Raw genomic sequence first — 13,944 nt, forward strand, 5'->3', positions numbered from 1 at the left:
TAAAAGTGTGAGGTTGTCAAATAAACAAATACTGCGCCAAAAAACGGGGAAGTTTTTAAAAAAAAATGAGCCTGTAAAAGCTTTTTTTTTGATTGTAAATAGATGACGGTGAGTGAGTTGTAAGCCTGTTAAGATATATTAACTTATTGTTAAAAATTTATTTATATTCGGTGTAAGAAAATAATACATAAGAACATTATGAGAAAAATTGATGTGAAATTACCATTGCTTATTGCTGCACTCTATTTTGGAGGCAATTTGCATGCCCAATCTACACAAGACACCATTTCAAAAGAAAACAAAATTGAGGAGGTGGTTGTGATAGGATATGGTACTCAGAAAAAGGAGAATGTAACAGGAAGTATCGGGATTGTAACTGCAAAAGATTTGGCTGACAAACCTAATGCAAATCCATTAAATTCTGTGCAGGGAAAATTGGCTGGGGTGAATGTTGTTACGTCTGGTACACCAGGAGGATCTCCAAGGGTTGATATCAGAGGCGTTGGATCTTTATCAGGAAATACGGTTTTTATCGTAGACGGGATGTTGACAGAAAATATTTCTTTCCTTAATCCTCAGGATATTGAGTCTATGAGTGTTTTGAAAGATCCTTCATCGTTAGCGATCTTCGGAGCTAAGGCCGCAAACGGTGCCGTGATTATTAAAACGAAAAGTGGAAAGGGGAAACCTGTTTTCAATGTTAATTCTTATTTGGGAGTTAAAACGGTGACCAATGTTCCTAAGATGGTCAATAGTGATCAGTATATAGAATTATATAATGAGAAACTACGCAATGATAATGGGTCTTCCGCAGGTTCAATTTCAAGAGCAGATTTTCCTGCAGATACAGATTGGTTCAAAGAGATTTTCAGAACAAGCCTCATTAATTCCAACGATTTCTCTGCTTCGGGAAGTTTAGGGAAGTTGAATTATTATGGGAGTGTAGGCTATCTTCAGGATGAAGGTAATTTGGCTGCCGGACAAGGCATCAACTCTGGAAGTGGCTTTAATAGATTTAATACTAAATTGAATCTTAGTTATAAAATCACGGACAATATTACGATTGGAGACAATTTCTCATTTTCCAAAATGCGTACTGATGTAGCGCAAAACCCATTACTGAATGCCCGTAATGCACCGCCTTTGTTCCCAGCAATGAATTCAGCGACGGGAAGTTACCAGTTCTTTAATGGTTATTCCATCGCAAATCCAAGAGCTCAATTGGACCTTTACAGGTCTCAAGTAAGACAGGAGAGAATGCTTAATAATGTGTTTATTGACATCAAGTTCCTGAAAGATTTTACTTTCAGAAGTAGTTTTACAACGGATAACTATAGCCCTAGTCAATACGAATATACACCTGCAATTACTTATACACCGCAGGCAAGTATTTCAAATCTTCTTACAAGAAATGCCCGTAACAGGAATTATGTATGGGATAATACAATTAATTGGAAGAAAAGCTTCGGAAATCATAATCTAGAGTTATTGGCCGGTTTTTCAAGAGTTAGAGATTCCCAATCAGAAGATGTATGGATTGCCAAAAACGTGAACTATGATGGCACAAATGGCTCTCTGAATGTTTTTAATGGTACAGATATTTTCAACTATCAAGATACTGCGCCAGCTACTGGAGCAAGACCAGCGGCAACTCAAAGCCAGGTTAGAATAGAGTCTTTCTTTGGAAGGATTAATTATGACTATGCCGGTAAATATCTATTGAACGCGTCGGTGCGTAGAGATGCAACTTCACAAGTGTCTACAGATAGAACCAAAGTTTTCCCAGCAGTAAGTGTTGGCTGGGTGGTGTCGAAAGAAGGATTTATGAGTGAGCAAAATGTTTTCAATTTATTGAAATTCAGGGCGAGTTACGGTGAATTAGGCAATCCTACGGTACAGAGAAAATTTAATCAAGTAGTGACAGTAATTGGAGGTGGCGCATATTATGGTAATAATGGGTATCCTGCTTCTACTATCGACTTAGTCGTGGATCCGAGTATAGGTTGGGAAACTACAGTTGGGTCGGATTTTGGAGTTGAAATGGCTTTGTTGAATAACAAATTAAAAATTGAAGGAACTTATTATAATAAAGAATCGAAAGACATCGTTTACGGCGTTTCTCAAGGAACTATTTCCGGAGCCAGTAATCCAAATAATTTTGTGACTAATGCATATTCATTTAAGAACAAAGGGTTCGAAGTAGCTGCAAACTATAACGCCAATTTGAGCGAGAGTGTAAAACTGGGTGTTTACGGTAACTTCACCTCACTTAAAAATGAAATTACTGATGTTTACGGTGGATCATTCTTAGAAACTGGTGCTAGTTTATTTGGTAATTCTATCGTTAGACTGCAAGCCGGTCAAGCTGTTGGGTCTTATTATGGATATCAGGTAGATGGCGTATTCCAAACTGATGCAGAAGCTGCGGCATCTGGCCAAACGGGAGCTAAAGCAGGTTGGTTCAAATTTGCAGATATGGATGGGAATGGTGTGGTTGATACCAGAGATAAAACATTCTTAGGAAGCCCAATTCCAAAGGGTACTTACGGATTTGGTGTTAATCTGAATGTTCATTCCATAGATTTTGGTATTGATTTCCAAGGTGTATTTGGGAACAAAATATACAATTACAACCGTGAACAACGTTATGGTAATGAAAGCTGGGATCTTGATATGTACAATAACAGATGGACGGGCGCTGGTAGTTCCAACACCAATTCTATGATTACCTCTAATCAATCTATTATTTTACCAAATAGTTTTTACGTAGAGGACGGAAGCTACTTCAGAATCAGAAATATTCAGGTAGGTTACAACTTCTCAAAAGCTATTGCCGATTCATTATCAGTTAAAAAACTTAGAATTTATCTAAGCGCACAAAATCCTTGGACAAGCTTCAAATACAACGGCTTCTCTCCAGAGATCTTAAATTCTGATAGGGTTCAGATGGGGATTGATCAGAATATCTATCCTATCTCAGCTATCTACACAATGGGTATGAATTTAACATTTTAATTAGAAAAATCATGAAAAAAATATTTTTAACACTCTCTCTATTTTCTTTATTTGTAAGTTGTAGCGATGATTTTGTGGATATAAAACCAGAAGGTGAAACATTGGTAGAGGATTTCTTCAAAACGGCAGAAGATGCAAATCGTGCAACCAATGCTATTTACAGTTTCTTGAGAAGTTGGGAAAATACCGGTTTCCCAGCACAGTATGTACTTGGCGTAACGGGTGATGATGTAGAAAAAGGATCCAATCCTGGAGATGCATCTTTCATCAATGCTTATGATAAATTTACATATACCATTAGTGATGATGGCGTTCATGGATATTGGACAGGGCAATGGCAAGCTGTTCAAAGAACCAATCAGGTGATTACCAATGTTCCAAATATTGATATGGATGCTACGCTGAAAAACAGATTGGTTGCCGAAGCAAAAATGCTAAGAGCCTATTTCTATTTTAATTTGGTAAGAATTTATGGAGGTGTTCCTATCTTTGATGGATTGCAGAGCAATTATGTACAACCAAGGAATACAGCTGCAGAGGTTTATGCGTTCATCGTGAAAGATCTGACAGAAGCTTCAGCCATTTTACCTCAGACGTATCCTGCAGGTCAGCAAGGTAGAGTCACAAAAGGAGGAGCTTTGGGGCTACTTTCAAAAGTGTATCTGTATATGAAAGATTACCAGAAAGCTTATGATACTTCAAATATGGTAATTGGAATGGGTTATAAATTAGATGATAATTTTAACCACTTATTCAGACCAGATGGAGAATTCGGGACAGAATCTGTTTTCGAGGTGAACTGTGGCTGTTCTGCCGAATTTGGGGGTAGTCAGTATGCCGAAGTTCAAGGCGTTAGAAATCAGTTTGGATGGGGCTTCTTCACGCCAACTCAAGCCTTGGAAAATGCGTTCGAGCCAGGTGATATCAGAAAAGAGTTAACCATTCTTAGAGAAGGTGAAACTACGCTGGAAGGTGATGTCATCAAAAAAGGTGATCCTCAGGCAGGTAACATGTGGAATCAGAAAACATATGTTCCAACATCACTTAACAACAATGCTTGCGGGTACGGATCTATTCAGAATTTAAGAATTCTAAGATTTGCAGATATTCTTTTAATCAATGCAGAAGCGGCAAATGAATTAGGAAATACGGCTGCTGCAATCAAAAATATCAATTTAGTTAGACACAGAGCTATGCTTGGCGATACGCCTGCATCCGGTCAATCAGCACTTAGAAATGCGATCTGGCAAGAAAGAAGAGTAGAATTGGCAATGGAAATGGACAGATTCCCAGATCTTGTAAGAACAGGTCAAGCAGCAACGGTTCTGGGACCTCTGGGTTTCAAAGCTGGAAAAAACGAATTGTTCCCAATTCCTTTGAGAGCAATTACAGACAGTAAAGGTGTTTTAACTCAAAACCCAGGTTACAATTAATAGGTATTGTAATGAATCATATGAAAGGGGAGGATTTTATCCTCCTCTTTTTTTAGGTTTAATTTTAAAAATAATGTGTTTATGAAAAATGTGATAGCAGGGCTGCTTTTGACATCTTTAGGATTGATTTCCTGTAAAACAAGCCCAACGAGTGCAAGCCCAACAGGCCGTGTTCAGTTAACCGATGCCCAGCTGATGGACAGGGTTCAGAGCGATGCTCTCAAATACTTTGTGGATTTTGCAGAACCAAATTCTATGTTAGCAAGAGAGCGTTACCACGAGGATGATATCTATCCAGACAATGACAAACACGTCATTACCACAGGAGGCTCAGGTTTCGGACTGATGACTATTTTAGTTGGCGTTGATAGGAAATTTATAACACGTCAAGAAGCGGTAAAAAGGCTCACCAACATCGCCGATTTTCTCGAAAAAGCAGACCGCTTCCACGGCGCTTGGCCACATTGGATCAACGGAGAAACGGGTAAGGTGGTTCCTTTTGGTAAAAAAGATAACGGCGGAGATCTTGTGGAAACAGCCTTTCTTACGCAAGGTATCATCTGCGTCAGAGAATATTTCAAAAACGGTAATCCGGAAGAAAAAGCGCTCGCTGCAAAAATGGACAAACTCTGGAAAGGCGTAGAGTGGAACTGGTTTACAAAAGGCGGCGAAAAAGTACTGTATTGGCACTGGTCACCAACTTACGGTTGGGAAATGAATTTCCCACTGGAAGGTTATAATGAATGTCTGATAACCTACGTTTTAGCAGCGTCATCTCCCAATTATTCCATAGATTCGGAAACCTACAGCAAAGGCTGGACGCGCAACGGAACTTACACCACAGACAAAACAAAATACGGATTACCACTTTACGTAAAACACAATTATGCAGAAGAGTACGGAGGGCCATTATTCTGGTCACAATATTCCTATTTAGGGTTAGATCCACGCGGATTATCGGATCAATATGTGAAAAGCTATTGGGATCTCAACCGCAATCATGTTCTTATAGATTACAAATATGGCCTGGAAAATCCATATAAATACAAAGGTTATTCAGAAAAATATTGGGGACTTACAGCAGGCTACACAAGAAACAAAGACGGCTCTGTAGGTTACGCCGCGCATCAGCCCATGAAAGAAGATTTGGGAGTGATTACGCCAACGGCAGCGCTAAGCTCTATGCCCTATACGCCCAAAGAATCAACCGCTTTTCTGAGATTTTTATACGAAGAGAAACCAAATTTCATAGGACAGGCTGGTCCTTATGACGCCACTTCTATCAATTTTGATGATTGGACCACACCACGCTATCTTGCTATCGATCAGGGAACTATCGCGCCAATGATCGAGAATTACCGCTCAGGATTGTTGTGGAACCTCTTTATGAATGCACCAGAGATCAGAAACGGACTCAAAAAAATCGGATTTAAGTCCACAGAACATAAGATCAAATAAGCAAAAAGTAGTATCTTTAAACACCAAATTTTATTGTACCTTTTTGAGACATTAAATAATTTTAAGGAGCTTAATCCCGCTGTCCGCTATATCTTTTTTGTTTTAGAACCTTTGCCGTTTAGATTATGAATTAAGGACAAAAACAAAAAAGGATGCCGCTGCCATCGGGGCTAGGGATTTGGACATAGAATAAAAATTCAACATCGATTGAGGATCTCACATCCTCATATAATGTTTTTGAAAATGTAAAATATGAAAGTAAGAAATATTGCTTTATTGTTATTGGCATGTTCATCTTTTGCAACAGCTCAGGAGATCAGATCCGAATTCAGTAAAGAAGTCAAAATTCAAAAAAAACTATCGTACATTCTGGATATTCCAAAAGAGGCCAAATCCAAAATTCCGATGATCGTATTTCTGCACGGTTCCGGGGAAAGAGGGAATAACCTGGAAATTGTAAAGAACCACAGTCCCTTTACATATCAGAATCTCATAAAAGAACCCGTTGCTGTTTTAGCACCGCAATGTCCAGAAAATACCTGGTGGGACACAGATGCGATCTATTTCCTCATCAAAGAAATTTCGGAAAAATATAAAATCGATACAGATAGGATCTACCTCACGGGCTTATCAATGGGCGGCTGGGGAACTCTGAAACTGGCAGGTGAGCACCCAGACATGTTTGCAGCCGTAGTAGCGGTTTGCGCACCAACAGACCGTGTGATGTGGGCCAACATTCAGAATTACAAAGATCTTAATATCAAATTATTCCACGGCGGGATGGACGATATTGTACTTCCGGAAAATGCGTTTAATTTCTACCAGAAGTTGCATCCCATCAATCCGAAAGCAGAGCTGACGATCTTCCCAGATGATAACCACAATGCTTGGGATTCCACTTATTCTGACCCCCAATTATGGGATTGGATGTTATCTTTGAAGAAAAATAAAAATTAAAAAAATTAAAAAAATTATAAAATGAAAAAGTTTGTCATCCTGGCTGCCTTGGCATTGTCGCCCTATTTTTTGGCACAAAATATCGTCACGAAACCTGTCCAATCTTACCAATCGGTCCAGTACCAATCCAAGAAAAAAGCTTTTGTTGATGATTTGATTTCCAAGATGACTTTGGATGAGAAGATTGGTCAGCTCAATTTGCCTTCTTCAGGTGATTTTACAACGGGTCAGGCTCAGAGTTCAGACATCGGCAAAAAAGTAGAGCAAGGCCTGGTTGGTGGATTGTTCAATATCAAAGGTGTTGACAAGATCCGCGAAGTCCAGAGAGTTGCAGTGGAAAAAAGCCGTTTGAAAATTCCGATGATCTTCGGGATGGACGTGATCCACGGTTACGAAACTTCTTTCCCAATTCCATTAGGATTAGCATCTTCTTGGGATATGGATCTGATCCAGAGATCTGCGCAGATTGCCGCTCAGGAATCTACGGCTGATGGGATCAACTGGACCTTTTCGCCAATGGTGGATGTTTCCAGGGATCCAAGATGGGGAAGGGTTTCCGAAGGTTCTGGAGAAGATCCGTACTTGGGAAGCGAGATCGCCAAAGCGATGGTTTACGGTTACCAAGGTGATGATCTTTCCAGGAAAAATACAATGCTTGCTTGTGTAAAACACTTTGCACTTTATGGCGCAGCAGAAGGTGGTAGGGATTACAATACGGTTGATATGAGCCACGTACAGATGTATAACACTTATTTTCCGCCCTACAAAGCAGCTGTAGAAGCAGGCGCTGGTTCTGTGATGGCTTCTTTCAACGAAGTGGATGGGATTCCTGCAACAGGAAACAAATGGCTGATGACAGATGTTCTAAGAAAACAGTGGGATTTCAAAGGTTTTGTGGTAACAGATTACACCGGGATCAATGAAATGATAGACCACGGAATGGGAGATCTGCAACAGGTTTCTGCTTTGGCCATGAACGCCGGTGTGGATATGGATATGGTGGGCGAAGGTTTTCTGAAAACTTTAAAACAATCGATTACGCAAGGGAAAGTGACAGAACAAACCGTAACAGATGCGGCCAGAAGAATCCTGGAAGCCAAATATGACCTGGGTCTTTTTGATGATCCTTATCAATATACAGATTCTAAAAGAGCACAGAAAGAAGTTTTCAGTCCAAAAAATTTGGAAGCAGCTAAAACAATTTCGTCTCAATCTATGGTTCTTCTAAAAAATGACAAGCAGGTTCTCCCGCTCAAAAAATCAGGAACTGTTGCTGTGATCGGGCCGTTGGGAGATAACGCAGTCAATATGCCGGGAACGTGGAGTGTTGCTGCAAAACATGCCAACTCTATCTCATTGCTGAGAGGTTTGAAAGAAACTGTTGGTAAGGATGTCAATTTTGTTTTTGCAAAAGGAAGCAATGTTTATGAGTCTGCAGCAATGGAAGAAAAAGCGGCAATGTTCAACAAAACGACAGACAGAGATAACCGTCCTGCAGATGAAATCAGAAAAGAAGCTATCGGTATTGCCAACAAAGCAGATGTCATTGTTCTTGCAATCGGAGAAAGTGCGGAGATGAGCGGAGAATCCAGTTCCAGAACAGATATCGGCATTCCGGAAACTCAGAAAGAATTATTGAGAGAACTTAAGAAAACAGGCAAGCCAATTGTTTTGGTGTTATTCACAGGTCGTCCTTTGGTATTGACGGAAGAGTCTCAGTTAGCAGATGCAATCCTGAATGTCTGGTTCCCAGGAAGTATGGCCGGATACGCCGTTTCTGATGTGCTTTACGGAAAAGTAAATCCTTCAGCTAAGCTACCAATGACTTTCCCAAGAAGCGTTGGGCAGGTGCCACTTTATTACAATGCCAAAAATACGGGACGCCCATTAAGCGTAGAAAATACAGAGAAGTGTACGTTTGAAAAATTCCGTTCCAATTATCTGGATGAATGTACAACGCCGCTTTATCCCTTCGGATTTGGGTTGAGTTACACGACGTTCGCTTATTCTGATGTGTCTGTGAGCAATGCAAAACCGGCAGGCAACACACCAATTGAAGCAACTGTAACATTGACTAATAGTGGAAAATATGACGGCGCGGAAGTGGTTCAGCTTTACATCAGAGATCTGGTAGGAAGCATCACAAGACCCATTAAAGAACTGAAAGGTTTCCAAAAAGTATATTTGAAAGCAGGTGAAAGCAAAAAAGTGACTTTCAAAATTTCTCCCGAAGATCTGAAATTCTACAACAACCAATTGAAATATGACTGGGAGGCAGGTGATTTCGATATTATGATCGGAACCAATTCCCATGACGTGAAAACAACAAGGGTGACTTGGAGTAAATAAGACTTTACGTTTAATCAATACAAAAAGCCTTTCAGTAATCATTCTGAAAGGCTTTTTTATAAATTGTCAGTGCAAGACTCTGGATGATTATTCCTTAATGATTTTCGTCGAAAGGATTTTGATATTGTCTTTTTTAATAACCATCATATAATTTCCCGACTTCAAGCCAACAATATCAATGCTTTTATCAGATTCAGCGACAGATGTGGTCATTATTAACCTTCCTGTTGGATCTAGTATTTCTGCAGTCAGCTTTTTCTCATTCATATTTTTGATATAAATGATACCTTTTGCAGGATTAGGAATGATTTGGATTTGATCTGTGTTGCTATCAGAAACAGCCAAAACAGTAGATTTAATTTTGAAGATTTTACCATTGGCTGCTGCAACATAAAGTTGTTTGCTGTTGTCTTCCCCCAATGTGGTGAAATTATTTCCAGGAAAAGCGGAAGTCCATGTGATAGTCGCATTGTTCAGGATCCCGATCTGTGCAGAACAGTAGTCCGCGAAGATATACTTCTCAACCAAATCAGGATAAAGATTTCCTCTGTAAACGTAGCCGCCGGTAATGGAGCATTTCCCGCCAGAATGGTCATAAGCTACCACTGGAAAAGTCATGGTAGAAGCATTGGCGCAGCCCGCAGGATTGTATGCGTTATTTCCTTCGTAGCACCTCCAGCCGTAATTGACCGCAGGTATGGTTGCCGAGACTTTGTTGATTTCTTCAATCAAATTCTGTCCAACATCTGCTATCCAGATCTGATTGGTGGTTCTGTCAAAAGAATATTTCCAGCCATTTCTGAGTCCGTAAGACCAGATTTCATCGGCGCCATCAACGCCTACAAAAGGATTAGTGGGAGGGATATTGTAAGCATTATCAGAATCAACATCAATCCTAAGGATTTTTCCCAAAAGGGAATTTTTATTTTGTCCGGTATCATCTGGGTCGCCACCACTTCCGCCATCTCCGGTAGAGATCCAAAGATAACCGTCAGCGCCAAAGTGAATACTGCCACCATTGTGATTGTCAAATGTTTTGGGAATAGACAGTAGTACTTTCTCTATGGCCGCATCAGCCGTATTCGGATTGGTAGCATTGGCAGTAAATCTGGAAACCGTAATAGTTCTGCCAGCCTTGTTGTAATAAACGTAAAAATAACGATTGCTCGCAAATTGCGGATGGAAAGCCAGTCCCAATAATCCCATTTCTCCGCTGAAGTTGACTCTGTCTGTGATATTTAGAAAATTGGCGGTTTCAAAACTTCCGTTGGTATTCAGGATTCTGATGGTTCCGGACTGCTGAACAACGAATAGTCGATTGTCATTGGCCGGCGATGCTGTAATTTCTACAGGATTGGAAGCCGTCGCAAACGCCTCCAAAATGATCTGTTGCGAATAAACTTCCGTTGCAAAAAAGCAGGAAAGAATGAGTAGTAGTTGTTTCATAAGTCATATTTTTATTGGTGTCTTGTAAGCCTTTAATCATCGCTATTTTCTTTGCTTCTGTGATTACAGAATGATAGTTTACGATGTCATAACTGATTATTTTTTAGATTATTAATAAAGTTACCAATTTATATGCCTTATCATCTCAGAATTATTCAATTACTAACAAAACGCCATTATTTACTTGTTTTTTCAAAGAAAAGTAGGAATTAATTTCAATATAAAAAGTATAATGCAGATTTCTCATTTTCAAATTCTTATTTCCGCTATAAATCATTATATTTGCCGACTTAATTTATATATATCGTAAGAAAATGCAAGGAAAAGGACTCGTTACATTAGTTGCCATCGTTCTTGGATTAATTTGTCTCAATGAGCTTCTGCCTTCTTTCTATGCCAACAAGATAGAAAAAGAAGCAAAAGCTATTGCAGGGGAAAATCCAGTGAAATACCAGGCTGAGCTCGCAAGACTTTCTAAAGACACGCTTAATCTAGGTTTTACAAAACTGGATTACACGTCTGCAAAAGATAGAGAGATGAAACTCGGATTGGATCTTAAAGGTGGTATCAACGTATTATTGGAGATCAACCAAAGAGATTTGGTAAATGATCTTAGTAATTACTCTACAAATGCTACTTTAATAGAAGCACTTAACAGAACAGACGTAGCACAGAAAAGCTCGAGCAAGCAATACATCGAGGATTTCTTCACACAGTTTGAAGCTGTTAACAAAGAAAAAGGTACGAACCTGAAACTTGCAGATCCTGAAATCTTTGGAAATACCAATCTTTCTGAGATCAAATTCAATACACCGGATGATCAGGTGAAAAACATTGTCAGAAGAAAAATCGAGGCATCTGTAGGTACAGCTTATGAGGTGCTCAGAACACGTATCGATAAAATGGGTGTGACGCAGCCCAACGTTCAGAGAGTTCCCGGAACTGGAAGAATCTTGGTGGAAATGCCTGGTACAAAAGATATCGACAAAGTAAAGAAAATGCTTCAGACCTCTGCGAAACTTCAGTTCTGGGAAGTACAATTGGCGCAGGAAGTGGTTCCTTATTTTTCTCAGCTAGACCAGTTGGTGAAAACAAAAGGAGACTCTATCGGTATCGCAAAAACAACGAATCTGATGAACATGATTCAGTTGAATGCTACACCTGGAAATGCTGTTGCCAATGTGAAATTGTCTGATACAGCAGTGGTAAATAAAGTGCTAAACAGCGCCGTAGCTACTAAAGCGAGACCTGTTAATTTGAAATATACCCAGTTTATGTGGGGTTACAAACCGGAATCTAATACTTCCAACAGTCTTGTTCTTTACGCGATCCGTGGGAATATTACTCAGAAAGCGCCAGTAGACGGTGCTGTAGAATCTGCACAGATCAACTATGATCAGTTAGGCCGTGTTGTTGTAGATATGCAGATGGATTCTCAAGGTGCCCGCGACTGGAAGACGATGACAGAGAAAAACAAAGGAAAAGTAGTAGCTGTGACTTTGGATAACAGAGTTTATACTGCGCCTTCTGTAAATGATGTGATTCCTAACGGAAGAACGCAGATCTCCGGAAACTTTACTCAGGAAGAGGCAAAAGAATTGGTAGACGTTCTGGGCGCGGGCAAATTGCCTGCAGGTGCAAAAATTGTACAGGCAGATGTTGTTGGTCCATCACTAGGAGCAGAATCTATCAATGATGGGATTATGTCTTTCCTTATTGCATTTGCAGTAATTATTGTTTATATCGTTTTCTATTACGGAGGCGCTGGGATCTATGCCGTGATTGCAATGGTGATCAACTTGTTCTACATTTTCGGTATTATGGATTCCCTTAGTGCGACGTTGACACTTCCCGGTATCGCAGGTATCGTACTGTCTATGGCATTAGCAGTGGATGCGAATGTTATCATCTATGAAAGAACCAAAGAGGAACTCTTCCGTGGGAAAAATATTCTTGAGGCGTACAAAGATGGTTTCAAACACGCTATCTCTGCGATTATAGATGGTCACGTGACGACTTTTATCACAGCATTGATTCTTTACGTTTTCGGGACAGGACCTATCAAAGGTTTTGCAGTAACATTGATGATCGGATTGGTGATGACATTATTCACATCAGTTCTATTATCAAGAGTGATGATCTTCAGCAGACTGGAGAAAGGAAAATCTCTTTCTGTTTGGACGGCGCCTACCAAGAATCTTTTCAGAAATACCTGGATCGATTTTATCGGGAAAAGAAAATATGCTTATTACTTCTCTGGTATTTTGATGGTGATCTCAATTGCCTCGATTGCGATGAACGGTTTTAAATATGGGATCGATTTTACAGGCGGACGTAATTATGTGGTAAGATTCGAAAAGCCAGTGGATGCTACGCAGGTTGAAGAAAATATTGCCAAACTCATGAAGACAAATGATGGCAAGAACAACTCTATCGAGGCGAAGACTTTCGGGAATTCTTCTCAGTTAAAAATCAGTACAGATTTCTTGATAGATGATGAGTCTCTTGCAGCGGATCAGACTGTGGAACAAAAAATATTCGAAGGTGTGAAATCAGAATTGCCTGCTGGGATGAGTTTGGCAGATTTCAAAGCGGCTGATAAAGGTCACGCAGGAATTGTTTCTTCTACAAAAGTAGGACCTACAGTTGCGGATGATATCACCACTCACGGTATATTGGCAGTTGTTGTATCACTGATAGGTATCTTTATCTATATCCTTGTGAGATTTGACAAATGGCAGTTTTCTCTGGGAGCGGTTGCCGGTCTATTCCATGATACGGTGGTGATCCTTGGGGTTTACTCATTATTCTATAAAGTAATGCCATTCAATATGGAAATCAACCAGGATTTCATTGCGGCAGTCCTTACCGTGATTGGATATTCCATCAATGATACGGTGATTATCTTCGACAGAATTAGAGAATATTTACGTGAGAAAAAAGCATTGACGCTTGCAGGATTATTTGATGATTCTATCTCAAGTACCATTGGTAGAACGTTCAACACATCATTCACAACGATTTTGGTGATCCTTGCGATCTTCATCTTCGGTGGTGATAACCTGAGAGGATTTATGTTCTGTCTCTTGATTGGTATCGGATTCGGGACCTATTCATCCATCTTCATCGCATCGGCTACGGCATATGACTTCCTTAGAGGAAAGAAAAAAGAAGACAAAGTAACAGGGAAATCTTCCATCAGCAATGCTGAAATAGTGAAGTAATTTCATTCAAATATATAATGAAGCCCTCAAGTGATTGAGGGCTTTTTTTTGGTTAGAATGTC

At 39.8% G+C, this 13,944-nt stretch carries 7 protein-coding genes; 6 read left to right on the plus strand and 1 reads right to left on the minus strand.

What is annotated here, in order from left to right; translation table 11 throughout:
- Nucleotides 1-198: 198 nt before the first annotated feature.
- The 5 genes from F564_RS0103225 to bglX all read left to right on the plus strand — a co-directional run bounded on the left by F564_RS0103225 (nucleotide 199) and on the right by bglX (nucleotide 9,212).
- Nucleotides 199-3,015 (plus strand): SusC/RagA family TonB-linked outer membrane protein, encoded by a 2,817-nt coding sequence (locus tag F564_RS0103225; RefSeq protein ID WP_028121340.1) that lies wholly within the window; start codon nucleotides 199-201, stop codon nucleotides 3,013-3,015.
- An 11-nt stretch (nucleotides 3,016-3,026) separates the two neighbouring features.
- A complete protein-coding gene (locus tag F564_RS0103230) occupies nucleotides 3,027-4,448 on the plus strand; it encodes a RagB/SusD family nutrient uptake outer membrane protein (protein WP_028121341.1) in 1,422 nt (473 codons plus the stop codon).
- An 81-nt stretch (nucleotides 4,449-4,529) separates the two neighbouring features.
- Nucleotides 4,530-5,906: a glucoamylase family protein gene (locus F564_RS0103235; RefSeq protein WP_028121342.1), complete on the plus strand. Its 1,377-nt coding sequence runs from the start codon at nucleotides 4,530-4,532 to the stop codon at nucleotides 5,904-5,906.
- Between the two features lie 252 nt (nucleotides 5,907-6,158).
- Nucleotides 6,159-6,863, plus strand: a complete 705-nt coding sequence (locus F564_RS0103240) for a carboxylesterase family protein (protein ID WP_028121343.1) — start codon at nucleotides 6,159-6,161, stop codon at nucleotides 6,861-6,863.
- A 21-nt stretch (nucleotides 6,864-6,884) separates the two neighbouring features.
- Nucleotides 6,885-9,212 carry a beta-glucosidase BglX gene (bglX, locus tag F564_RS0103245; protein ID WP_028121344.1) on the plus strand — a complete coding sequence of 776 codons (2,328 nt, stop codon included), beginning with the start codon at nucleotides 6,885-6,887 and terminating at the stop codon, nucleotides 9,210-9,212.
- Between the two features lie 87 nt (nucleotides 9,213-9,299).
- Here the strand turns inward: bglX and F564_RS0103250 are convergent, their stop codons facing one another.
- The gene (locus tag F564_RS0103250) at nucleotides 9,300-10,658 is read right to left on the minus strand and encodes a PQQ-dependent sugar dehydrogenase (RefSeq protein WP_028121345.1); all 1,359 of its coding nucleotides are present in this window, start codon (nucleotides 10,656-10,658) and stop codon (nucleotides 9,300-9,302) included.
- 314 nt (nucleotides 10,659-10,972) lie between these two features.
- Between F564_RS0103250 and F564_RS0103260 the strand changes: the two genes are divergently transcribed.
- Entirely contained in the window at nucleotides 10,973-13,882 is a 2,910-nt protein-coding gene (locus F564_RS0103260) for a protein translocase subunit SecDF (protein WP_028121346.1), read from the plus strand.
- Nucleotides 13,883-13,944: the final 62 nt, after the last annotated feature.

Origin of the sequence: Epilithonimonas tenax DSM 16811 (assembly GCF_000428485.1) — a bacterium.
Classification (GTDB): Bacteria; Bacteroidota; Bacteroidia; order Flavobacteriales; family Weeksellaceae; genus Epilithonimonas; species Epilithonimonas tenax.

Bases quoted from the DNA above. Each gene is read 5' to 3' on its own strand.
- F564_RS0103225 (WP_028121340.1), top strand. From the start codon at position 199: ATGAGAAAAATTGATGTGAAATTACCATTGCTTATTGCTGCACTCTAT.
- F564_RS0103230 (WP_028121341.1), top strand. From the start codon at position 3,027: ATGAAAAAAATATTTTTAACACTCTCTCTATTTTCTTTATTTGTAAGT.
- F564_RS0103235 (WP_028121342.1), top strand. From the start codon at position 4,530: ATGAAAAATGTGATAGCAGGGCTGCTTTTGACATCTTTAGGATTGATT.
- F564_RS0103240 (WP_028121343.1), top strand. From the start codon at position 6,159: ATGAAAGTAAGAAATATTGCTTTATTGTTATTGGCATGTTCATCTTTT.
- bglX (WP_028121344.1), top strand. From the start codon at position 6,885: ATGAAAAAGTTTGTCATCCTGGCTGCCTTGGCATTGTCGCCCTATTTT.
- F564_RS0103250 (WP_028121345.1), bottom strand. From the start codon at position 10,658: ATGAAACAACTACTACTCATTCTTTCCTGCTTTTTTGCAACGGAAGTT.
- F564_RS0103260 (WP_028121346.1), top strand. From the start codon at position 10,973: ATGCAAGGAAAAGGACTCGTTACATTAGTTGCCATCGTTCTTGGATTA.